This is a genomic window from Glaciecola sp. KUL10 (genome assembly GCF_003203515.1).
Lineage (GTDB): Bacteria > Pseudomonadota > Gammaproteobacteria > Enterobacterales > Alteromonadaceae > Glaciecola.
This window is the reverse complement of the sequence record NZ_BGNG01000002.1, coordinates 145,490-169,577: the sequence shown is the minus strand read 5'-3', so window position 1 is coordinate 169,577 and position 24,088 is coordinate 145,490. Positions and strand designations below refer to the sequence as shown.

The following is a 24,088-nucleotide window of genomic DNA, read 5'->3' as shown; positions in this document are numbered from 1 at the left end:
TGATATTACCGTTGCTACCAATAGTAATATTCTCTGCGCTTACTGCCCCTGTAACCTTTCGATTTGCTTGTGTCGTAAAATCACCATCTACATAAAAAAACCGCTTGAATTGGTATTTTTGTTAAATTCGAGGTCTGAGTATGACACCATAATGAAGTTTTCAGGGCTTCTGTACTCATTTAATTTAACGTTATTCCCAGATTCAGAGTAATTTTCTACAAACAGACGAATCTTGCCGTTATTCAATGGATATAACTGCGTATTTGCCGCCATATCAAGTGAGCTAATCCAGTAATCGCCCTCAGCTAAAATCAATCTCGCGTTCATCCCTACCGTTAAATTGTTTATGCGAGTTAGACCACCATTGGCGTTGATGGTTACTTGGGTATTCATGCCGATAGTAACTTGATCATAATCGCCCTGAACACCAGATTGCGCTCCCCAATTTGAGCGGAAACTGACAGAACTCGAGCTAGATGAACGATTGAAAGAAGGCAATGAGATCTCATCCCCGATATTTCCAGAAGAAACACAAGCACCAGTGTTACAGTCTCGAGACCAAGTTCCATTTCCGATCCCAATATCAAGGACGGTTCCAGAGTCTATTACCCTAGCATAGTCAACAAAATTGAGTTGGCCACTGGCACTGTGACTTGTTACGCCACTAGTAAATACTCCAGAACAGTTATTGGCTAAGCTTTGTTGTAACAAACTCACCACTAAGAGCGAAAAAAGTAACAATCCAGATTTGATAGTATTTAATAAGACCGCCATACTAATTACTCACCATTGCATCAACCGCTACCGTCCTAGATACTACCTGTCCAGCAATATCACAGGTCCCCGTGCTAGAAAATTGAAAATACTGATTGGTTTGCGTGTTAAAGGCTATATTCGTGGTGGTGCACCTTGCAACAAACGAACACCCGTTGACGCCTTCAATACTTGAATAGGCAAGCGGACTTGAAATGGTTTGATTACATGCCTGCTCTGATGCATTTAGTGGAAAAGCTTCTAACAATAACATTTGAATACCTGTCTGAGCGGCGAGTTTTGCGCGTAAACCATAGACCTCATTGATCACAATTTGAGAATTAAGTTGATTACTGCGCAGCATAAACAAGGCCAAAAATGACAGTACAATTAAAATAAACATTGCAATAACAAGCATACTTCCATGCTGGTTTTTATGATTTTCTCTAAGGCGTATTTGCAATGTGCACCTCCTGAGAAACACCTAGTGACTCGTCATTTTCGCTGAAGGTCAAACGCATTTGCACAAAGGAGTTTCGCCTTAGGTCAGACGCAACGACTTGAAATGGATCTTCACTTCCCGCGTTATTCACTGGATCATTGGCGAGTGTATTTACTACCCCTTTTGCCATTAAAGTGCCGCCGCTGGTGTAGAGCGTTTGGTTTGAATTGATTGTATCCGTGTGTCGATATAGCGCTTCCCCTCTCACACAAAAGCTGACGCTTTGTTTGCTTAAATAGACACGACGAGAAGGAGAAGACTGAGCAAAGGCGCCCGCAACGGTTAATTCTGCAATGGGGTCTGCTGTCGCATCAGTGGCACAATCACCATCATTGGTATCAGAACATGCGCTGATTAATCGACGCCTATTAAGGTTTTGATTAAACACATGAGCAGACTGAGTCGGGTATACCACTGCGTAATGTGTATTGTTTGTAGGTACAAAGATGTTTTCATCAATATCAAAGGTTTTCACTACTGTCAGCGTTTCATCAGTACTTGGCAATAGCGGTAAGTCAAGATAGTAAGTACTCCAATCAATAGGCACAAACTCTAGGCAGTGCACTGAGGTGTTACCATCAACACGTAAACTATTGGGTACCGCATTTGAGACTTCTCTGACCATCCTTTCGATGGCGTAACTAGCACTTCTCAACATGGTCTCACGATCTTTTTGAGTCACAAATAAATCGACTCCGCTTTTAGTGATGCCGCTTAGTGAAATCGATACCACGCCTAATACAACGATGACGAGCACTAGCTCGACCAGTGTAAGGCCGTGTTGGCGAGATTGGTTTGAATTCACAAGGGCTCGCCTCATCAGTAGTTTGCCCTGCTTGTCACAAACTCGAGCGATTCATTATCGGGTGTACTGACAGTTAGGTGAATGGTTTTGATATTTGCGATGACGGCAATCGCATCTTGCACACCATTTCCGTCGACGTCATTATCATCAATTCCATCTAAATTTCCGTCATAAAAAACGCTGATAGCAACATTAAAGCCTTCGTATGTGTTATCTCCAGATGGAAGTAAACTAGCACCCACTAAACTGTTTAATTGCGCACTGCCCAGATTAAGGCCGTTGTAATCATCTACATCATCATAGTCTAGTAAGACTTCACCGACTTCGGCGCCAAGATTGACGCCATTCGTACAGGCTAAATTCTCCGAACATCTTTGCCCAGCGCCACTTGGCGATGTGTTTTCATCAAAGTCTTTTGCAAGTATTTCGTTGCTAACCGACTGCGCTATTCCGATTGCTCTTGTTTGCCAGATGGGATCGATATTGCTGCTTGAACGGTTAAACAAAAAACTAGAGAGCGCAACCAACGCCAAAGAAAGTAAGACCATCCCAACGATCATCTCGATGAGCGTAAAGCCTTTGTGTATCTTTATATCGTTTTTTTTAGCAAGCATGCACATACCCTTCGGGTTCAATACATACTTCCGCAGTTTGGGTGCCAACAAAGCTAATTGTGCAGCCAGAACTACAATTGGCGACACTTGTTAAGGGCCTACCCATTGCGTCAAAACGCAAGTAAGCAATAACGGTGGTCCCATCAACTACATTTAAAACAAGTCCTTCTTCTGTCAACTCATTGGCTGATGTACTCAATCCTTCTTTTAAATTAGCCCCAATTGTACTTGCACATGAAGTTGCTTCATTGCCAGTCGAAAAATTATCGATGGGTACGCCAAAAGCCGGTGTTGAATTGGTAATAAAATTAACTTGGTAACAAAAGTTTGATCGTGAATCGTACATCGCTTTTGTTTGTACATTTCTCAAAAGGCTCAACGTTTGAGTTTGATATGTAATAGCAGAAAAGTCTTCTTTACCAGAAAATCGTGAATACGCCGTAATCGATAAAATACCAATCAACGTAATTACGATAATAAGCTCAACAAAGGTAAACCCCTGTTGAGCTTTGTAAAATTGAGATACTTTAAGAGGTGATAAGGTCACTATACATTTAAAATGTGTTTTTTAACCATTTAACAACTGCTTGGCGTTTCAATCGAAATCGTTGGCGCTTGACCTGTGCCCGCTGAATTTTGATATCTTACAGAACAAGCATCACCATCATCGGCACCTTGAAAAACGATGACAAACTCTCCGTCAGTCGCAGCAGTGTTGGCAGAACCATCTGTTGTCGCAGCTGATTCTACAATGTCGAATTCAGCTTCATCAATTTCTGCAAATGCAGCCAAGTCAGTTACCGCCGCGCTCGACCCTGCAAGAATAGCCGTAAAAGACTCTGCATCTGGATATCCATAAACCGTTGCAACATTGCCTACACCAGTGATCGTGACTGTTGAATCAGCCAGATTTTGTTTGCCTTGAATAGCCGCTTTTGCATACACCAACTGACTGCCTCCTTGCAATGCTGCTTTCACGCCATCAAGCGTGGCTGCTTTTGCATCGCTTTGCAGATCGATAAACCGGGGGGCTGCTGTCACCGCCAAGATACCCAAAATTACAATCACAATAATCAATTCAATTAATGTAAAACCGCTTTGCTTACGCATGATAAAACCCTCTTTTGTGTCTATTGACAAACTAGTTGTTGCTAAAAACGATGACTTGTCCAATACGCGGATCGTATACAAAGCCGTTTCCTACTGTGTTATTTAACGGCTCAGTTGGATTATTCTTAATACTTTGAATCAAAAAATATTGGCAAATATCATTGCCTCCCGACCCTTGATTGGCGCGTGCGCTGGCAAAGTATCTGAAATTTTCGATTTGCTCTGGCACCCACTGTGTCGTAATCGAAGGTGCACTTTGCATAATTAGATTAAATACTGCTTCGCAGTCTTGGTCGTTAATGACGTCATCTTCTGTACTTGTATCATTAAGCAACTGTCCAGTCGGATACCCTGTATCAGAATCGATGCCAATCTGAATGCCGTCCAAAGTAACAAACGACTTATTAAGACTGTCATTGTCTTCCGGTCTTGCTTCTATCTCCCATTGAGCACGCACCAAACCTACCCCCGTAGCAAAACCACCGCTTACACCCTCAACGGTCGCATTTTCAGCGTTTTCGGTCACGTCGAGAAAGCGAGGAATTGCGGTTGCAGCAAGTAACCCTAGTATCACGACGACAATAACCAATTCAATCAAGGTAAAGCCTTGGTTTTTCTTTAGTGCTTTCAACATAGTCTTACTCCGAATCTGTTCATCAGATTACTTGTTAGTGGGCATTCATTTCGAATATCATTTATCGACCTTGAACCGCTCCCATCATGTCCCACATTGGTGTAAATATACCTAGCGCAAGTATCAGTACCATACCTGCAACAATACTAATCAGTATTGGTTCGATCTTTGAAGTCAGGCTTTTTAAATCGTAGTCCACTTCACGCTCATAAAAATCTGCGACTTCCTCTAAAAGTTCATCTATGCGGCCGGTCTCTTCACCCACGCTAATCATTTGCATTATTAAGGGAGTAAAAAACTGGCTTGCGTTAGCAACGCGTGTCAGGTTTTCACCTTTTTCAATGCGCCTGCGCATCGTAATTATCGCCTTTTGCATGAACGTATTATTAACGGCCTCCGCAACTAAATTTAGAGCAACAGTCAAAGGCACACCCGCACGCAGCATCATTGAAAAACTGCGCGCAAAACGCCCCAACAAGGATTTTTCAATGACAGTCCCGACGATGGGAAGCGTCAGTTGTTTTTTATCCCACACATATCGGCCTTTTTCGGTATGTAAATATTTCTTTGTTATGAAAATTAATAACATTACCCCCCCTACTATCCAGTACCATTTGGTCAGGAAAAAGTCAGACATCGCTAACAAAAACAATGTAGTTGCGGGTAGTTCAGCATTAAATTTCTCGAACATCCCAGCGAAGACTGGAATCACCAAAATGTTCATTACGACCAGGGCTGCGACGAGGGCAAATACGACAAATGACGGATACCGGGAAGCTGCTTGAATTTGCTTGCGTGTTTCTTGCTCCCGTTCTAGATAAATCGCCAGTTGTAAGAATGCGGCATCTAACTTGCCCGTGTTTTCGCCGACATGAACGACGCTCACAAATAATTTATTGAAAATATCGGGGTGCTGAGATAGCGCGGATGACAATGTTCTGCCTTTCTCCAGCTGTTCAATGGTTTCGAGCAACGCTTTTTGCATTCGTTTGGAATTAGTTTGAGCCAGTCCTGAGACGGCTCTTATTATTGGAATGCCGGCTTTGGTCAAGGAATACATTTGACGTGCGAAAATTACGAGGTCAGACAACTTGACCTTCGGTTCAAGAATATCTTCTGACCAAGCAGACACTTTCTCTTTTTTGCTCTTGCTCGCTTTTTCTTGAATATTTACCGGTGTGATTTGGCGAGAAGTCAAAACGCGAGCTGCATTATTTTGATCAACGGCCTCAAGCGTACCTTCTACCAGTTGGCCACTAGACTCCCTTCCTTTATAAATAAATAAAGGCACGTCAGATATCCTCTAAACTTAGGCCGGAACTAAAAGGTGGGTTTTGTTGTTGGCCGATCGACTTTGCAGATATATCTGGTTCAAGACTTAGGGCTGGAGACACTTCCGCTGTTGTAGGCTCATCAACATCAAAGGTAATTTCAACGAGTTTGAGAACTTCATCAATGCTCGTGAGCCCCTTTAATGCATAGTCCAGTGCACTTTGAGGAAGGGGCACATAGTCGTTGTTAAACTCGACTGCGGCGCTGAATGCGTGAGCATCGTTTGACTGCAAAGCCTTCATCATATTGGCGTCCAGCTCTAATAGCTCAAAGACCCCCATGCGGCCTTTATAACCAGAATTACCGCATTTTTGACAGCCTCGCCCTTTGAAAAACGTTGAATCTACCGCTTCGGGCCTATATTTTTTCAACCACAGTTTTACATTACTTTTCAGTTCCGTTATTTCTATACAATGCTCGCATATTTTTCTCACCAACCGCTGTGCAACGATTGCACGAAGCGAGCTAGCCACGAGATAACCGGGCGCACCCATATCAAGCAAACGAATCGCTGATGAAATTGCATCGTTAGTATGCAGGGTGGATAGGACGAGGTGACCCGTCAGCGCACCTCGAAGACCAATTTCTACGGTTTCGTGATCGCGCATTTCTCCGACCATTATGATGTCAGGATCTTGCCTTAAACTTGTCCTCAAGATACGTGAAAATGATAGGTCAATTTTATGATTAACCTGTACTTGGTTTATGCGAGGTAGTCTATATTCAACGGGATCCTCTACCGTTATAATTTTACACTCTGGTTTATTCAGTTCCGTCAATGCAGCATACAATGTGGTCGTTTTACCTGAGCCTGTAGGCCCTGTAACCAATACCATTCCATTGGGCCTCTTTAACAATGCACGAAAACGCGTAATCAGTTGACTTGGCATGCCTGTTTTTTCTAACCTAAGTACGCCTTCAGTTTGGTCGAGCAACCTCATTACCACTGACTCACCATATTGAACAGGCATCGTAGACAAGCGCACGTCAATTAAACGGCCTTTCACCGTCATTTGAGTTCGACCATCTTGCGGCAAACGTTTTTCAGAAATGTCTAATCCCGACATTAGCTTTAATCGAAGTACTAAGGCAGCGGCAATACTCGCCTCTGGGATAGTGGTTTCTTGAAGTTGTCCATCTACGCGCTGACGTATTCGCAGTTGTTTCTCTTCTGGCTCTATATGAATGTCAGAAGCTTTAGCAAGCACCGCGTCTTCAAAGATAGACTGCAAAAGTTTAGCAACCGCTGTATCTTCTTCGCCTGATTGCGATGCGCCTATATCTAGTTGAAACTCTTTTGACGACTCATACTCTTCAGCTAATTCTTGAGCGAAAGAAGCAATTTCTTCACTCTTTCGATAATAAGTTTCATAGGCATTAAAAAGTTGTTTTTCGCTAACTACCGCAATTTTTAGTGGTTTAGGAAGTTTTGCGCTTAAATCATCAATCGCATTAATATCGGCTGGATCACTCATTGCAACTAATAGATGATCGTCTTTCTCATCGATAATGAGTGCTCTATAACGTCTAGCTTGAATCTCTGGTAACAACCTCACTGCATTAGCATTGACGTTGTAATCTTCGATATTGATCATTGGCACATTAAAGTGCTGAGACAATAGCTTAAGTAACTCAGTTTCTGAGACCAAGTTCATAGCTATCAACGTTGCACCTAACTTACGGCCTGATTGACGCTGCTCAGCAAGTGCCAAACGCAACTGTTGTTCATCAATTAGCTTTCGTTGAACTAATAAGTCGCCTAATCTAACTTTTGATTTAATAGCCACGACTATCCCTCTAACACCGCAAGGCGTTGTTGAACGAATGTAGATACTTGCTCAGATAGCTGGTTAAGTGTTTGGGCTTGGCGATAAGACGATATTGCAGCTTGCCTTAAACTTTTTTTGTCTTGACTAACTGCGAGCCCAAGCCACCAGCGCGCATTTGTTTTTTGACGTTCAATGAGCTGTGAGTAGTCTGAAATAGCTTGGCTATAATCACCTTGCTTTTCAGCCAGTGCGGCCCTAAAACTCAATAATTCATCGTCTGCAATGACATTGCGAGGATGCTTTTTGAGCACTTGTAAGGAGTCATCAGCCTTATCTGAACGAAACAATAGTCTGGCTAACATAAGGCGTATGGCACTATCGCTTGGCGAGAGAGCAATGCCTTGTTGAAGCAGTTCAGACGCGGCTACTGTGTTGCCTTCACCAAAGTGCAATGAGGCAAGCTTTTTACGCGCATTTAGATCTCTAGGCTCGATTGCTAAGATGCGCGACAGGTTTTTTTTTGCGCCGCTTTTATCTCCAGCTTGCAATTGCCTATTTGCTTCTTGTTGTAATGCAATCACTGAATCAGACGACTGACTACTTGCAACTGACATCGTTGGTTTAGCTGCTTTTTCCACTGGCTCGTTGAATGGATCCGGCTTTTTTGGAGCGTGATTAATCTCAGCTACTTGCAATGGGTTGTTCTTCTGTTCAATGACCTGAAGCTTTTCAACCGATTCACTTAAGCGAGTCACTAATTCTTTTATACTCTCACCATCCAACACAACATCAACATTAGCTTGATTTGCTGCGTTGAGCATTGGTGGTTCTTTAAGCGCAACATCTGAGGCATTATCGTTCTTAGTCTGTTGGTCAAGTTGGGGGTCTTTATCAACTCCCGTAATTTTGCTTATTGTTGTGCCGGAGTTCACTTCAATCGGAGCTTGTTCACGCATCATTAACCAAGCTAATAAGATTGCTAACACCAGTAATAAAGCCAGTAATACGCTGACCGTTTTACTGTTATTGTCAGCAGTATCACTTGGTACGTAATTGGCATTGGGCTTTGTAGCCTGCGAGCGTTTTTCAAGATCACTCAGCATTTTATTGACTACGCTCATGAAAGCCATCCGTAGTCAGCGACAAGCGGGTAAGCATAGAGTAAAACAACAAATGCACCTAAAGAGACAAAAGACCACGCATAACTAAACCAGTCGTTATTAGGCTTTGTAAAAGCGCCTTCAGTATCTTCAATTGCAGCTTTTACATGCTTTTTACTAATTCTCTTGGCTCCTTCACCATAGGCTAGCATCATAGCTTTGTGGCATAGTATGTTTACTAGCCTTGGCGTCCCTTTACTCGCCTTGTTAATTAAACGACAGCATTTCATGCTAAATAATTCTTTAGGATGATAACCCGCTACATGAATACGGTGCTGGATATACTGGTAACACTGATCAACATTCATCAGACTCAATGCGTAAGAAAAGGTAATGCGTTGTTTGAGCTGTCTTAATTCTGGCTTTGCAAGTTTTTGGTCTAATTCTGGTTGCCCAAACAACACTACTTGTAAAAGCTTTTTAGACTCCGTTTCTAAGTTCGTCATTAACCTCAAGGCCTCAATACTCTCTTCAGGAAGCGCTTGCGCTTCATCTATAATGAGGACTGCATTTTTGTTTTGCTTACTGATCTCGATTAACTTAGCTTGAATACATTGGGTAAATTCTTGTTGATCAGGGTTACTTGGCAAGTCAACTTTTAACTCTGCCGCCACTGCCTTGCGCAATTCAGCCGGTGACAAGTAAGGGTTAGGAATATATGCAGTAACAAAACCATCCGGTAACTCATTAAGCAATTTTCGGCAAATCAGTGTTTTACCTGAACCAACCTCTCCGGTTACCTTGATAAATCCTTCACCTGTCATTAAGGCCGTCGAAAGGACTTCAATGGCCTCATTGTGACTAGGTAATCCAAAGTAATACTGGGTATTAGGCGTAAGGGTAAAAGGAAGTTCTCGGATGCCAAAATGATATAGGTACATAGTTACTCCACATATAACCAGTCAGCCATTTGTGCGCGACTGGCTTCCATTTGTTGTTTCCAAGTATTCGGACCAACAACGGTGGGTTTTAGTAAGATAATGAGTTCTTTTTTTGTCTCGCGTTTGCGCTTGTTCTTAAATAAATTACCCAGCACAGGAATATCACCCAATAAAGGAGTTTGTGAATTTTCATCAGTGATAACCGATTGCATTAAACCGCCTATCACCACGATTTCGCCTGAAGTTGCTCGAATAATCGTATCTGATTCACGAATGGTACTTTGTGCTAATGGCAAGACTATCTGTTCTTGATTAAGGGTAACAACTTTTTCTTGCTCTTGGGTCTCTATCACAGAGGGGTGTATGTGTAATAGGATACTGCCGTTTTCGTCGATCTGTGGTGTTACGTCTAATGCAATCCCTGAGAAAAATGGTGTAAGTTCAATGTCTGGAACCACTGAGGTACTGTTTGCTGTGATGGTATTTTGACTTGAAATGTCGGTCACAAAATACTCGTCATCACCTACTTTGATCACTGCCTTTTGGTTATTAATTGCCGTGACTCTTGGACTGGAAAGTACTTGTATATTGCCCTGAGTTTCGAGCAAATTAACCACACCTGAAAAGTCTTGATTTAAGAAACTTAAGCTGGTGACACCCCCGAGGGCAGCACTAATTTCATTGCCAAATCCGCCCGCAGACGTTGCAAACTGAAAGTCGGTGCTTCCCGCATTGGCAAGTACTTGTGTCCAATTGATACCCTGTTGGTATTCATCATTGAGAATGACTTCAAGGATTCTAGCCTCGATGACGACTTGGCGCTGTAGGTTTTTCTCAGAGTGATTCAAAAATCGTTTTATCGACTTAATTTCGTCTGGCAACGCACGCACAGTGACTAAACCTGATTGAGGAGAAACCATCACCGCTCGACCATCGGCCTCTCCAATCATAGTCATTAGTTTTTCTTGAAGCTCATCCCAAAAGTTTGTTTCTGTTCGCGTGGTTATAGATGTTCCGCTATTAAATCCGCTTTGGTTGCCACCACCGATTTGACCACCATTATTGCCATTAAAGTTATTTTGACCACCAAAATTACCACCGCTGCTATTGGCATTTTGTGAGACGCCTCCCGAAATAATACTCGTTTGAGTGTTGCCGTCGCGTTGCATGAGTAAATAATTAACAGAAAACGTTTCTGTGCGAAGTCCAGCGGGGAAAACTCTAAAAATGTTGCCCATTTTCTCGATATGAAACCCATATAGGTCCGACACCAAACTCATTACTTGTCCAAGTTCAACTTGCTTTAAGTCTAGTGTAATGTTGCCTTGAACCGCGGGGTGTAAGGCAACTGAATACGGGGTATCGTCCACAAGGCTCGAGAAAAAACTCACCGCATCAACGTCGCGCGCACTGATGTCATACTTTTCCACCCCAAATAGTGAATTTGACTGTTCACCTGCCCCCAAAGACAAAAGAGTATCCGCGACTTCTTGCGGCAAGGAATCCAGTGATTCAACTTGATTAATAGCTTGCGTTTCTGCAGGTGAAAGTAGCTCATCAGCCAACGATGCTTCGACATGGCTTTTTTCTTTTGTTGCGCATGCATTTAAACCAAAAAGAAATACGAGCAGGCTACAGACGCGCAGGAATACGCCTGACTTTGCATCGAAATATATAGATAGCCTAATTTTTGACATTCACTCGCTCACTCACTCTAAATTTAATTTCTGACCCATTTTCATTTGCGTTTATTAAGCGCATTTGTACATAGTCCTTTTGGATATCAGTCACCAACCAACCATCCATTTCATCGCCAACCGCTAAAGTACGCTGGTTAACAATCGCAACCGACGTTCCTCCTTTTGACATGATTGCAGTCACAGAAAACGGCGATTTATTCTGTTTAGGGCTTACGACGCTCTTTTGATTGCTAGGGCGCGTTGGATCTCTTTCTAAGTTAGCGGCAAAACTGCTAAAAGGTTGAAAGAAATAAATAAATAAGTAAAAAACAGTGTGAAATTTTCTAGAGAACACTGATGAACTCCTCGCTTGTGCTCAAGGTTGCAAGATCAACGCTAACTTGCGCGCTTGGATATGCTTTGACCTCATAGTCAAGCTGCGGCCAATACAAACGCCAGCCTAGTTCTTCGGTTTGTCTTAAAAAATCACGAACCGCAAAAAAGTTGCCTTCTAACACAAGCTTGATGCGATGTTGATAAAGTGCGACGTTGGTATTGTTTTCATCCAAAGAAAAGATTTTGATGGGATCAACCGAATTTAGGCTCAATAATTTCAAGCCGTCTGCCTCATTTATCATTTGTTCCAACAAAATTGGCATATAACTGGGTTGGACTAATTGGTTTAGCTCTTCATTGAACACACGGTCTAAAGCATCAATCCTACTTCTTGCCCGCTCTATCTGCGTATTAAGTTCTGCATTTGGATCGATACTCAATTGAGTCGTTATGCTCTGTATACTGTTCTGCGTATCAAGTACTTGTTTAGTGGTTTGTAATAGTTGTTTTTGCTTACTCTGGATATCTTGATAAGTTGGTTCAAGAAACTGCAAGAAAAAAACGACCATGAGCGTGATGGGCAAGCCCCAAAATACGAGCTTGCGTTCACGTGAAGAAATAGAATCAAATTTGGTACTTAGATAAAACAATCCTTGATTGATATTGAGTTTCATAGCTAGTTTCCCTCGCTTTTGGTTGCAAGGCTAAACACGAGTTGTTCACTGTCGCGACTAATTTGGGCTTCTCTAAAAGTACGGTTCGCGAAGTACTCAGTTTCAGACAAACTTCTTATCCAAAGCGGCAGTGCATTGGGTTCTGCGATGACCCCTTGCATGCTCAAATCATTATCGACCACTTGGACTCGCGTTAACCACAAATCGTCAGTGTCGATCTTCGCAAGTGACGTTAGCATCTTTGAAAAACTGTGGCTTTGTTGTTGAGCCAACTCTTCGAGCCTCGCCAATAATGCTTCCTTGCCACGAATATCGTTTGAAAGCGACGCTAGCATTGCAATCAACTTCGGATCTTCGACACGCATTGCCAACGCACTGGTCATTTCATTGAGAATGGCCTTTTGTTGATTCAAAGTGCTCTGTTTTTGCTTTAGCTGGTTTTCGACTTGAATCTGCTCTTGTTGTAGCCAAAATTCGCATATCGCTGCAACAGCAGTTATAAACAAACAGATAGAAATCAAATGACTCAGTGTCATCCATATGAAATGAGGTCTAAACTCGGCTTGATAGAGGTTCATTGAACTTTTCATACGCTTCCCTCCGCATTCACATTATCTCGTGGGGTACTAAGCGTTTTTTTATCATCAATATAGGATTCAAACACAGCGCCCAAAGCAGTGAAACTGGCTTGCTGAACAGAGTTTCCTTGCCCTGACATAGATTCTGGTTCGAAATGCCCCACCTTCAGATCCATCGTTTTCTCAATGAGACGCGCCACTTCAGCTTGTAACCTAGTATCCAGATTGATAACAATTTGCCTAACAGGCGCTTGCCTTAATTGACTCTCAAAGAAGTCCATAGAACGTTGTATTTGTACGCATAGGTTATCAACAAGCCCCATTTCTAGTTCTCGAATAGAATAACTTCCTAAGTTTTCAAACCCCTTAATTCTTCTTGAAAAGTATAATTTTTGGTCTTTTACAATATTTAAAATGATTTCCTCTCCACTTTCTTGCGAAAGGGATAGAATTGGGTCGCTCTGATTAGGCAAGAGCGCCACCAGCGCAAATTCTTCAACACTGATACTTTGTAAGTCCAATTTAGCTGCAAAAAGAATTTCACTAATCTTTTTAACTTCATTTTTTGCCATTGCTGCCACAGCAATTTTATTCTGCCCACTGACTTGCATTGGATACTCGGTGTAGTCGCAAACATAACTTTCGTTAGCATTGAGCATTTCTTTGACAGGCCATTCTAGGGCTTTCAGGATTTCGTCTTGAGGCACATTAGGTCTGTCTAAATGTAATAATTGATAATGATGTGAGGTCAGCGCTAGATAGCACTTCGCCCAGGTCAGTTTAGAGCTTTTGACAAATTCAGTGAGCGCCTTTGCCCAATCTTGATAGCCAAATTCGGTTTGTTCAACGCAAATAAACTCACCTTTTTTGTGTTGTAATACACATAGCGAAACACCTTCCAAGCCCAAAGAAAGCCCAACCACACTTGCTTTTTTAGAAGACATAAATTTCTTAGATATGTATTGCCTTAAGCTTAAACGCATATATTTTCCGAGAAGCTAACTATAATTTTGCATTTCAAAAAGCGGCAAAGCCTTGCCATTTAATTGACTAAAGTGCCAAAGAAAATGATTTTTATGACGCAGCAGTGCTTTTTGGTCTACAGGTACTGTACTTCAGCAAAGCGCGTACCAATCATGCAAACTAAAGTGAGAGGAGTAAGTGTGGAAAAAAGAAGTAAGTGTAGCGCGCACTTTTAGGAGGTATGCACCTTCATGCTTTCATCAATAGCAACAAACTGACAACCTAATTGCCTTAGCCAAGATAGGCCTTCCGCGCCTTTTAGCATCGCAATCGTTGATAGTGTTCCAGCCACGACACATTGTTCTGTAAATACACTAACGCCAGCTAACCCCTTGGTAGGCCAGCCGGTTTTTGGATTCACAATATGACAGTATCTTTCGCCATCAATTTCAATAAATCGTTGATAGTCACCACTTGATGCCAATCCTCCTGAAATCATCGGAATAGTTGCAATCGCTGACTCTGGCGCCTGAGGATGAGAAATAGCAATATTCCAAGGCTCTCCGGATGGTTTGGCACCCAGTACAGTGATATCTCCGCCTAAGTCGATTAATCCGGAAGTATAACCCATGTTTAGTAATTGATTTGCAATGGCATCTGCAGCGAACTCTTTGACAATACCACCAAGGTCAATCTGCATACCTGGCAACGGGAGGTGAAAGTTTTTTTTCTGCATTGCGACCTTATCCCAGCCAATACGTTTTAAGCACGCTTCTATTGTTTGCTGCGACGGAATTTCTTGAGTGTTTCGGTGCCAAACTTCTCTGAGCACGCCAGAAGTTATATCGAATAAACCGTCACTTATTTCATAGGCGGTGTTGGCATACTGAACTAGTTGCCAAAACTCATCGTCGAGTCTGAATCTCGCCGATGTTCCTGCCTGTTGATTGATTTGTGACAGCGCACTATCAGATTGATAACGAGAGTACTTCATTTCCCAACCATCAAGCATCTCAATCACTTTGTTTTCAGCAACACTAATAGCGGAGGCGGTTTCTGCATACAGAAATAGAGCGCATGGGCTACCCATAGCCTTGAACTTAGCACTAAATAATTCCATTAGCTGTTAAAAAGTCGCATTAACGCCTAGTTGGACAAGTTCAAAATCGAGCAAACCTGGGTTTTCAACATCAGATTTGGCAAGGCCGTGAGCACCGCCACTTTCATATTTATCGAAGCTCACGGTAAACGACCAACCAGTGAATTGCTTTGATAATTTTAAACCATATGTTGTTGCACCATATTCAGATAACCGATAGTCGGTCGAATAAAAACCATCGTCTCTTGTACTTTCATAAAACACTTCATAAAAAAAACTAGCTTTCTGAGCGTAGTGCCTTATCGAGGGGACCAACTGAAAATCATAAGGTAGATTTTGATACCACGCTAAATCGAATGTATGCGATTCGACATCCCAGCTATCATCATAATAGCGGTAATCCGCGTGGAATGCGCCATTGAGCGTATCTGAAAAGTAGCGAAATCTACTAGCCAAGGTTTTTGCGTAACGACTTGAAGGTCTAGAATCACCAATTAAATTAAAATCCACAAGCGCCAGTTTGTATGGATCGGACAAGTAACCGTCGCGCGAAATGTATCCGGCTGAAAATTGTGCCAACGTATTTTTGCTCAGCACATAACTGTAGGAAACGACTGCAGATGTTGAGCGCTTAGTCTGCTCAACGGCAGGGCGAGTAAGAAATAAATCAGCGTCGACAGGATTAATATCATCGTTAGACACATCAAGCGAAACAGAGAATGTGCCTCTTTTATCTTCGCTCTCTCGGGCAACTTCGACGCCCACAAGGCGAGACAGATAATCATCTTCAGATGAGATGGCAGCAACAATACCATAACGAAAATTATCACGTTTGTATCTTAGATTGATCGAGGCATCAGTGCGTTCGTCCTCTATTGTTGCTCCACTCATGACTTGAACCACCTCGCCATCTGGCCCAGATATGGTAAACCAAGGAGATGCTCCAGACATCCGCTCATGCTGGTAGCTAAGTGACATATCAAAACTGTCTGTTAAAGGTGCGAGCAGTGAAAATTGATTGACACGGATGTTATAGCGATCTGTAGAGTCTCCGAGCGAATTCGGTAATGGTGATTCATCATACATATGATGACGATAGCCAAACTGAAAATCTGTTGCTAGCTCAACAGCTTGAGTACATTGTGTCGCTATGAGATTAGTCGCGGCGATTGAAAGTAATGCTAAGGTTTTATTATCTTTTTTCATAATGTTATTAATTACACCCGCAACCACCACCGGCAGTAGACGAACCGCCTGTAGAAGCTTCTTTACTGGCATAGACGTGTCGCATAAAAGCGGCTCTCATAGGATCTGGCTCAAACTGCATCTCCGTTTTAGCCAAGCGCCCTCGCTCCCATGCATTTATATTGCTAGCGCACCCACCCAACGAAAGCAGAGCGATTAGCACTACTATTTTTTTGAAATTTATTAGTCTTTGTTGTGTCAAAATCACTATGTGGTCTCTACTTTATATTAAATCGGTTTTACTCTTTAATTAAATGCTGAATTTGTGCTTCTACTTTACTGGCATGCTTTTGATTGAACCCCGCATGAATAGCTACCAGCTCACCTGTTTTTGATACTAGGTAAGCCATGGGTAGCCCTTTTAAATTGAAGTACTTTCCAAGCTCATCACTGCCTTGCAAGACACTAAACTTCGCGGGATACTTTTCAAGGAACTTTACTGCATCATTGGGTTCTTCATCCATATTGATTGCAATAACCTTAAGGCCTTGTGCGCTGTATTCTTCGTGTAGTCTGTTCATAAACGGAAAAGACTTACGACAAGGCACACACCAAGATGCCCAAAAATCAATATAAATGACATGATTATCATAGTCGCTAAGCGAAAATGTTTTGCTTGATGTTTTAAATTCCGGCAATGCAAAGTTTGCAATTTTGTCTCCAACAGAAACCGCGTGGGCCGCGAAAGAGTGCAACATAAAATAAAACATTACTACACGAAATATAGTCATTATTAATCATCTTTGGTCGTTATTAGTTTTGAGCGATTAGGTGCGTTCGCTTCCCTTCTTTTATCGGTGATTTTTTGTAATTCCATTCGCCGCCTCTCCGCTTCTCTCTGTTGTGCAAACCGTATTTGGTTTGAATTTCTGACCACCTCTTTACCATCAGCCCGCCATTGCCATGGAGAAACAATTAATGTGTCGTTTTGCGCCCACAATCCTATTTTACGCGATGTTGCCTCGCTCTGTGAGTCCTTCAAGCGTATGCTCATTGCTGGCTCAGGGGCGGCGCTGATGTCAAACCATGCATAGCCTTTTTGAACAAGTTTTTCATTGATTAGTATGCTATCAAGATAAACGAGAGCCTTCCCATTGTTCATATACTGTATTTGAACTCTGTTATCTTGAATAAGTGATTCCAGACCTTGACGAGCATCGCGACCGAAGGGCTGTTCAATTTCAGGTGCATCAATAAGCGCAAGGTCAATTCGCGTACCTTCATCGTCATTCAACACTATGGTATCGCCATCAATAAATTTCACAACGCGATACTCATCAATACCTTGGCGCTGACAAGCACTTATTGCACTAACCAAAAGGAAAGCAGCAAGCGATAGCCCGTACCTCATGTTAGCTAAACCCTCATACTGTTTCTAACGTCACTTCCTTGAGGTGTTTGAGCATTTGAATCAAAGAAATTGAATTCTGACTCTTGACGTAAATCGAACGGTGTCACCAGAGGGCTATCATTGATACCAAGGTAGCGACGCAGTGAATACATCACATCGCGCGGATAAATGACCCGACCATCTTTATCATCTTGCTGTAAGGTGTCTGGGTTGATGGGTATCACATTTTGACCTTCATCTGTTACACCAACCACTCGATTTCCCCAGCTTACATTGCGCTCCATAACCATAGCGCTGCCCACTGGCCAATGGTCTTTTCCATCAACTGAATTATAATGTGGTGTGCGGCTAAAATCAGAGTTCACGATTAACACCATTCGCTCTGCAATGCCTAACTCCTCTGCGGTTCGCCAAAAGTAATCAATACTCTCTGCAACGTGAGTTAACAGTGGCCATTGCATTGCGTCGTGGTTTGAATGCGTATCAAACCCACCCAAGATTAGATCTGCCGCTACTGACACCCCAGACTGCATTGCAGTTAATGCAAGTTTCATCTGTAGCTGAATATCACTGTAGGTGTCTTGATTAATCTGTACACCTTCTGGTAGGTCGCCAATAGTGCCTAAGGCATTTGCAAAATTACTGATCGGCCCTGAGTTTAGTAATGCAGACTCGTAATCGACAAGAGCAAGTCTTTCACGAGGAGATAAGGTACTACTTGCTTTTAGTCGCGCAAAACGTTCGTTTCTTGCTTCTTGAATCAATTGCCAATCACTGCCTGGTATCAACCTATCTTGATGACCGAATTCTGGTACATTCGGCTCCAGAACGCTCTGCAGCTTATAAGTATCGGTCAATCTGGTATATCGAATAAGGCCCGCCGTCTCACCGTATCCTCCATTGTTGATGTAAGAGATAGGCAAGTTGGCGCCATTAATACTCGCGTATAAACTAGTCAGTGTCGGCAAGCCTACTGCAATTCTACCGCTATGATTATGAGTTTCACCCGCAGTATGAGAATTAGTCTGAGCATCAATCCCGTTAATCACCAAAATATCGTTGTAATACTGATTAAAAAAGTCAGATAGCCCTGAAATTGGCGCATATCGAAGGTTACCCGCAGTTTGTGTCTCACTGTATCGAGACCAATGGTTGATTTCCTCTTCACCTGGCATGTTCATTTTAGGATCGCAAAAACTACTGACATCCCATGCTCCTTGTAACTGCAGGGAAACAAGAAACTTGCCATTGAAGTCAGCGTTGGTATTAGCAAATAGATTAAAGCTAGTGGGTAAAGATGCTAGAGCCGAACCAACGCCTGCCAATTTTAGAAAGTTGCGTCTTTTCATCATTCGACTCCTTATTCGTATAAAAACCTGTAGTCAGACATCACATAGGCAACTACTGTTCGCCATGCACTCATAAGGTAAAATGGATCATTGCCTGCATCATAACCGTCCTCAACTCCAGGTTCTGAATCGAACTCAGACCAATCAATATTATTGCACCAAGCACCATCCTCATCAATGTGAAACCAATCGCTACGCTCAAATTTAGTCATTCGAGAAGTTTCAAATAGGTCGTAAGCAACCGCCACCTCTGCATGCGCTTCATCATAGGATGTACCCCATGCATTATTCATCAAAGCGGCAATAGCTCGCTTGGTAGTAACACTGTTAATAGTGTCAGTATTGTTTCCTTCGGCCAACGTTGCTGAAACGCTCATGCGTGGTATGTCCCACTCTCCCTCTAATTCTGGGCGATGCTCTCCAAATTCATCTTGATACACTGAATATGCGTATACATCGATTGTGTAATCATCCGCCTCTTCAAAATATAAGGGGAAAGTTAATAGGCAACTGCCATATATATAATAGTCTTCTCCAGTTGAATCTTGCCAATATTGAACGCCAGCGCATTCAGTTGCACCGGTGGCTATTTCTTGTAGCTCATCACCCTCATATTCAGCAATTGTTTGACCACTAGGTGCTTTGATTACAATTTTATCTATCCCCAAGTTGGCATCAACGTTCAACACTTCGAAGTCGGCATAATCGTTTAAATAATTGATTCCTAAATTTATATCGCCGGCACTACCACTGATTCTTAAGCTAAACGGTCGGCTGTCCTCACTAGAGTAGTTGTCTACAGAGAATTCTTTATAGCCTATTGCGTCTGGCGAGTCGTAGGGCGTCAACTCTGAAAAAAGATATCGCTCATCGGGAGCGCGTTGGAAGTCCTCAACAACCACTTTACAAGAGGTTTGCGTAGTTTGAGTAAGTGCTACCTTTGACATCATTGAAGTCATGCGATCAGCGCGTTTAATAACACCAACACTATCAATACCGCCGTACAAAATGCGATACTCATCGTTCAATGCAGAAAATCGCTGATAGTTATTCCAATCGGGGTACTCTTCTCTCCAAGAAACACCAAAAACTGCTTTCATCTTTTTATCTAATAATTCAGGACTCAATAACCTGCCAGTGCCCGCTAAATTGGCTGCCTGAGTTTCCGAAATATCACCAGTAGCCTGGTCGGCTCTAAACCAAGGTCCCATCATCATGTCAACAAGGGTAAGCTTAAGATTCATGTGTGATCTTAGTTGTCCTGCAAGGCCATAGATATAGCTATTCTGAGCTACAAAAATATCGGATTTAATGTCAAAATCAGTATCGCTGGGATCTTCTGGGGCGTTGCTAACGGCTAAACCCATCACAGCAGGCCACCAAAACTTTACGGCTGAAACTGTAAAGCGGCCATCATTCACGATCTGTTGGGCTAACCATTGAACTGAATTATCATTCGAGGGAGCAACTAAGTTACCGAAGCCCGGTGCTCGCATGTCGCGATACCATGTATCACCCTCTTGATAAAGAGTTTCTCCGTCTTCGGGCCATTTATAAGCGTCATGAAGTGAATCCGACCCAGTCCATGCATCTCTATACCAACCAACATCACCGTAGTTCTGAAAGGCGCCTGCAACCGGATCCAGTGCCTCATGGCATGAGGTACAGTTGGGGTTCTTTAAGGTGGGATTGTCTCTGTCTGCTAGGGCCTCAGGATCGTTTGTTCTTGCAGCAGATTTCTCAATATCAAAATCGAGAAACAAGTACTGGACCCATCGCGAACGTGCGCGGTTTCGATTGGTCGCAGTCGATGGATAGCGTTCTAAAAAGGCAGGGTCATTTAATATACCAGCGTGAGGCCATTCAATAATGGAGCCTTCTTGAATAATGTTATGGCCCAATAACATGTCATACTCTTCAATGGTATCTTTTCTGAGCATGAAACCATTTAGTTTACCTGGGCGAAACTCGTTAATATCGGTCACGTCATCAAACTCAGCGTCACCGCGATAAAACGCATTTAACATGGGATTCATCATGGTGTAGTCGGCAGTTATAACTTCAGAGTAAGGTAGATCATTCATTACTACATGAGCCACAAGCTCGGTTGCAGATCTTGCATAAGCTATTTCAGCTGGCTTGGTTTGTTGTGAATAAAATTCATCGCCTTTGCCATCAACATTGGCCTGGTATTGTCGTTTAGCCCTTTCAACAATATATACATCATCGTTAAGAAACTGAGGGTAGGCGTTCAAGTATTTCTGAGTATGCAACTTATCGTTAGCGCCAGTAGTTAAAAAACTATGAAACCCATCGCCTTCCATAAGACCCAGTAAAGCCGAACGCAAACTTTCATCTGAATCGTCGCTTACGCTTTGGTATTCATCCTCAGTCGGCAATCTGCCGGCCAAGATAATGCTTGCTTTACGAAGTGTTTTACGGTTATCTAAAAATGAAAAACCATTCCAGAAACTGTCTGTGGCAAAGCTTAAATCTTCACCCGTAATAATGCCTAAATACTCTGCCAGAGCACTGTATAAACTACTCCCTGCAACAAGTTGTTGGCCGCCACCATGCCCAAGTAAACCTTGAGCTTTAGACAATAGATACTCGCCATCTACACCCGGTTGAGACAAAAAACTCGCAATCGTTGCCATATTAGATTCAATGTAATTTGGCTGGTCACTTCGCTCAAAAATCAACCCACTCGATGCCGCAGCTCCATCCGACACGTGACATGCAATACAGCGTCCTTGAATAACTTGTTCAGATACATTTTCAGTATAATAATTTGTGGGATCGGTTGGTTCATTGAACAGCGTTTTTTTCGATTTGAAAGCACCTAGCAGAGGGATGTCTGTGCTTTGCTGGCCAAACGTGCTTACCACGACACTATCGTCAACAGAGGACCTATAAATGAATTGCCCAGTGCTTGGTCTACGCAGAGCTAAATCGGCTTTTCCATCCCCATCGTAATCTGCTGGAATAGGAATATCAGTGCTTTGCGAGCCAAATTGTGAATCACGACGTTGCCCTGTGCTAGATTGGATAACGTACCATACGCCATTCGATGGACGCCAGATAGCAACGTCAGTTTTTCCGTCACCGTCGTAGTCGGCGGGCACAGGAATATCTTGTGCCTGCCTTCCCAAACCGATTGCGCGTGTCTTTTTATCACTGCTATAACGAAGATACCAAGTACCAGCACGCCAAACTGAAAAATCAAGAAGCCCATCACCATCATAATCACCAAGCACTGGGGTGTCAGTATCTACACTACCGAAGGCCAATGAACGCTCTTGATAATCAACTGACGACAACAAAAAGGACCAACTACCTGTGTCAGGCTCCCGCACAATTGGATCATCAACACCATCACCATCTATGTCGCCCCAAAATGGATAATCCGATGCACCACCTAATGTATAAGTCCTCTCTTGCCCAGAAAAGAGATTGATCGTCCAAATACCAGACTCAGGTTGATAAACACCATGATCATTTTCACCATCTCCATCAAAGTCACCAAATAAGGGGATGCCCGTGTCTATCGTACCAACCTGACTATTGATAACTGTACTGCCGGTATCTGTTGAGCGTGCGTAAAATGTGCGATTACTTGGACGCCATATGACGTAATCCGCTCGATCGTCAGCATCTGCATCGCCTCTTGTTGCGGGAAGCTGGGGCTCTGGCACTTTTATAAGGGTTTGTTTGCCTCTAAAAGCACCTAAAACTGGCACATCAGTTTCCTGTCCACCAAACGCTTTTACAACGGTATTTTGGTTAATCGATGACTTGTATATGAACAAACCCGAAGAAGGCCTGCGCAGCGCAAGATCAGCACTTCCATCGCCATCATAATCCGCTGGTATCGGTATATCTGAACTTTGAGAACCAAACTGAACATCTCGTCGAATATTAGTAGAAGAAAGGTTGATGTACCAAAAACCATTCGAGGGTCGCCATATAGCCGTATCAGTGACGCCGTCACCATCATAATCTGCTGGTACGGGGATATCTGCTTCTTGGCTGCCCAACGTGATTGAAATTATTTTCTTGTTTGAACTCTGACGGATGAACCAAGTGCCATTTCGCCAGATTGAAAAATCGACTCTGCCGTCAGCGTCATAGTCGCCCAAGGTCGGAATGTCAGTTTCCAAAGAGCCAAACGTTAAATTACCAGAAGCATGTCCTCGAGAACTGAGTAAATAATACCAATTGCCCTCTGAAGGTCTTCTCACGATCGGATCATCCGCGCCATCTCCATCGACGTCTGCCAAAAATGGATAATCACCCGACTGCCCTAAGGTGAATGTTTGACTTTGACCACTGTCGAGAATTATTTCCCATATGCCATCATCACGCCATACAATTGCATCTTGTTGCCCGTTCCCATCAACATCACCGGTTAATGGAACTCCAAATTCGTTGTTTCCCATGACCTCTGCGAGGATAAGTTCACTACTCTGGGAGGGCCTTGCATAGAAGGTCTGTGTTGATGGACGCCAAATTGATAGATCAGCTTTTCCATCGTGATCAAGGTCACCAAACACATCATTTGTCGGCTCAGGGTCAGGGTCAGGCGGTGGCGGTGGCGGCTCATTTGCGTCGGCAATCGTAATTGTCTGACTAATACATGCAGTGTTTGAGTCGTCACCAGTAGTTGTAAAATTTCTATTTACGAGCTGTGCACAAGCAAAAATAGTTGATTGCCCCTCGTCAGAAGGCGCTCTCCAGTTAAATGTCCACCTTTTTGCGTTATTACTGATAGTTGTTAGGCTGGCAAATGTATGCGTCAATTCACTGTTTGAGGCTTGTAACCCTTCACCTGCGACAAGTGAACCGTCAGATGTAGCTATATTTATCCCAGCCATCGGATTTGGGACACTGGATGGCGGCGTAAAAGAAACGGTTAATGCTAGTTGTAATAATTCGCCAGGCTCAGCGTCTACTTCACCTTCAAAAGATAAGCTCGATCGATAATCGGCACCTCCTGAAGAGTGACATGAACCACAAGTAGAACCTTGCTTTCCCGAAAAACCTGTTATACCACTTGAATTTGCAGAAACGTGAAATGCGAAGCCTGAGAATAAGCTAACCAAAAGGCCACAAACCGCGTATTTTATCTTCATCTTGATGACCCTTAACCACCGTTAACTTGACATAAAATATCTCTACACAAGAATAAAACGATTTTTTTAAAAGTTCAAATTTCAGGCAACTCGAAAAACTAAAGACGTAAAAACTAAAGGCG

23 protein-coding genes are annotated in these 24,088 nt (G+C 42.9%); all 23 read right to left on the bottom strand.

The genetic code is table 11. From position 1 onward, the window contains the following. Positions 1-87 precede the first annotated feature (87 nt). Positions 88-774, bottom strand: coding sequence for a hypothetical protein (locus KUL10_RS04640; protein ID WP_110427741.1), 687 nt, complete (start codon positions 772-774; stop codon positions 88-90). Between the two features lies 1 nt (position 775). Next, on the bottom strand, positions 776-1,216 hold the full coding sequence (locus KUL10_RS04635; RefSeq protein WP_110427740.1) for a type II secretory pathway component: 441 nt from the start codon (positions 1,214-1,216) through the stop codon (positions 776-778). Then, complete coding sequence (locus tag KUL10_RS04630) at positions 1,200-2,060, bottom strand: prepilin-type N-terminal cleavage/methylation domain-containing protein (RefSeq protein ID WP_158525315.1); 861 nt, start codon at positions 2,058-2,060, stop codon at positions 1,200-1,202. Before KUL10_RS04630 ends, KUL10_RS04635 begins: the two co-directional genes overlap by 17 nt. 14 nt (positions 2,061-2,074) lie before the next feature. After that, a complete protein-coding gene (locus KUL10_RS04625) occupies positions 2,075-2,674 on the bottom strand; it encodes a prepilin-type N-terminal cleavage/methylation domain-containing protein (RefSeq protein WP_158525314.1) in 600 nt (199 codons plus the stop codon). After that, a complete protein-coding gene (locus tag KUL10_RS04620; protein WP_158525313.1) occupies positions 2,664-3,221 on the bottom strand; it encodes a type II secretion system protein in 558 nt (185 codons plus the stop codon). The genes KUL10_RS04625 and KUL10_RS04620 overlap by 11 nt, the downstream gene beginning before the upstream one ends. 29 nt (positions 3,222-3,250) lie before the next feature. Next, a complete protein-coding gene (locus tag KUL10_RS04615; protein ID WP_199509188.1) occupies positions 3,251-3,784 on the bottom strand; it encodes a prepilin-type N-terminal cleavage/methylation domain-containing protein in 534 nt (177 codons plus the stop codon). Positions 3,785-3,815: 31 nt separating this feature from the next. Continuing rightward, positions 3,816-4,418 (bottom strand): Tfp pilus assembly protein FimT/FimU, encoded by a 603-nt coding sequence (locus tag KUL10_RS04610; RefSeq protein WP_110427736.1) that lies wholly within the window; start codon positions 4,416-4,418, stop codon positions 3,816-3,818. A gap of 61 nt (positions 4,419-4,479) precedes the next feature. Next, complete coding sequence (locus KUL10_RS04605) at positions 4,480-5,709, bottom strand: type II secretion system F family protein (protein ID WP_110427735.1); 1,230 nt, start codon at positions 5,707-5,709, stop codon at positions 4,480-4,482. Position 5,710: 1 nt separating this feature from the next. Next, complete coding sequence (locus tag KUL10_RS04600; RefSeq protein ID WP_110427734.1) at positions 5,711-7,537, bottom strand: GspE/PulE family protein; 1,827 nt, start codon at positions 7,535-7,537, stop codon at positions 5,711-5,713. Positions 7,538-7,539: 2 nt separating this feature from the next. Then, positions 7,540-8,640: a lipopolysaccharide assembly protein LapB gene (locus KUL10_RS04595; protein ID WP_158525312.1), complete on the bottom strand. Its 1,101-nt coding sequence runs from the start codon at positions 8,638-8,640 to the stop codon at positions 7,540-7,542. After that, positions 8,637-9,560 carry an ExeA family protein gene (locus KUL10_RS04590; RefSeq protein ID WP_110427732.1) on the bottom strand — a complete coding sequence of 308 codons (924 nt, stop codon included), beginning with the start codon at positions 9,558-9,560 and terminating at the stop codon, positions 8,637-8,639. The genes KUL10_RS04595 and KUL10_RS04590 overlap by 4 nt, the downstream gene beginning before the upstream one ends. 2 nt (positions 9,561-9,562) lie before the next feature. Beyond that, on the bottom strand, positions 9,563-11,257 hold the full coding sequence (mshL, locus tag KUL10_RS04585; RefSeq protein ID WP_110427731.1) for a pilus (MSHA type) biogenesis protein MshL: 1,695 nt from the start codon (positions 11,255-11,257) through the stop codon (positions 9,563-9,565). After that, positions 11,244-11,594, bottom strand: a complete 351-nt coding sequence (locus KUL10_RS04580) for a hypothetical protein (RefSeq protein ID WP_110427730.1) — start codon at positions 11,592-11,594, stop codon at positions 11,244-11,246. Before KUL10_RS04580 ends, mshL begins: the two co-directional genes overlap by 14 nt. After that, positions 11,584-12,249, bottom strand: coding sequence for a type II secretion system protein GspM (gene gspM / locus KUL10_RS04575; protein WP_110427729.1), 666 nt, complete (start codon positions 12,247-12,249; stop codon positions 11,584-11,586). Before gspM ends, KUL10_RS04580 begins: the two co-directional genes overlap by 11 nt. A gap of 2 nt (positions 12,250-12,251) precedes the next feature. After that, complete coding sequence (locus tag KUL10_RS04570; RefSeq protein WP_110427728.1) at positions 12,252-12,839, bottom strand: PilN domain-containing protein; 588 nt, start codon at positions 12,837-12,839, stop codon at positions 12,252-12,254. Beyond that, positions 12,836-13,771 carry a biogenesis protein MshI gene (locus KUL10_RS04565; protein ID WP_110427727.1) on the bottom strand — a complete coding sequence of 312 codons (936 nt, stop codon included), beginning with the start codon at positions 13,769-13,771 and terminating at the stop codon, positions 12,836-12,838. The genes KUL10_RS04570 and KUL10_RS04565 overlap by 4 nt, the downstream gene beginning before the upstream one ends. 251 nt (positions 13,772-14,022) lie before the next feature. Continuing rightward, positions 14,023-14,910, bottom strand: coding sequence for an FAD:protein FMN transferase (locus KUL10_RS04560; protein ID WP_110427726.1), 888 nt, complete (start codon positions 14,908-14,910; stop codon positions 14,023-14,025). A 6-nt stretch (positions 14,911-14,916) separates the two neighbouring features. Beyond that, positions 14,917-16,095, bottom strand: a complete 1,179-nt coding sequence (locus KUL10_RS04555; RefSeq protein WP_233499706.1) for a DUF3570 domain-containing protein — start codon at positions 16,093-16,095, stop codon at positions 14,917-14,919. 7 nt (positions 16,096-16,102) lie between these two features. Next, complete coding sequence (locus tag KUL10_RS18785; RefSeq protein ID WP_233499726.1) at positions 16,103-16,195, bottom strand: DUF4266 domain-containing protein; 93 nt, start codon at positions 16,193-16,195, stop codon at positions 16,103-16,105. Positions 16,196-16,373: 178 nt separating this feature from the next. Continuing rightward, complete coding sequence (locus tag KUL10_RS04545) at positions 16,374-16,865, bottom strand: TlpA disulfide reductase family protein (RefSeq protein WP_110427724.1); 492 nt, start codon at positions 16,863-16,865, stop codon at positions 16,374-16,376. A 2-nt stretch (positions 16,866-16,867) separates the two neighbouring features. Then, a complete protein-coding gene (locus KUL10_RS04540; RefSeq protein ID WP_110427723.1) occupies positions 16,868-17,485 on the bottom strand; it encodes a thermonuclease family protein in 618 nt (205 codons plus the stop codon). 5 nt (positions 17,486-17,490) lie between these two features. Then, positions 17,491-18,837 (bottom strand): DUF1501 domain-containing protein, encoded by a 1,347-nt coding sequence (locus KUL10_RS04535; protein WP_110427722.1) that lies wholly within the window; start codon positions 18,835-18,837, stop codon positions 17,491-17,493. 8 nt (positions 18,838-18,845) lie between these two features. Beyond that, entirely contained in the window at positions 18,846-23,966 is a 5,121-nt protein-coding gene (locus tag KUL10_RS04530) for a choice-of-anchor V domain-containing protein (RefSeq protein WP_110427721.1), read from the bottom strand. Positions 23,967-24,088 lie beyond the last annotated feature (122 nt).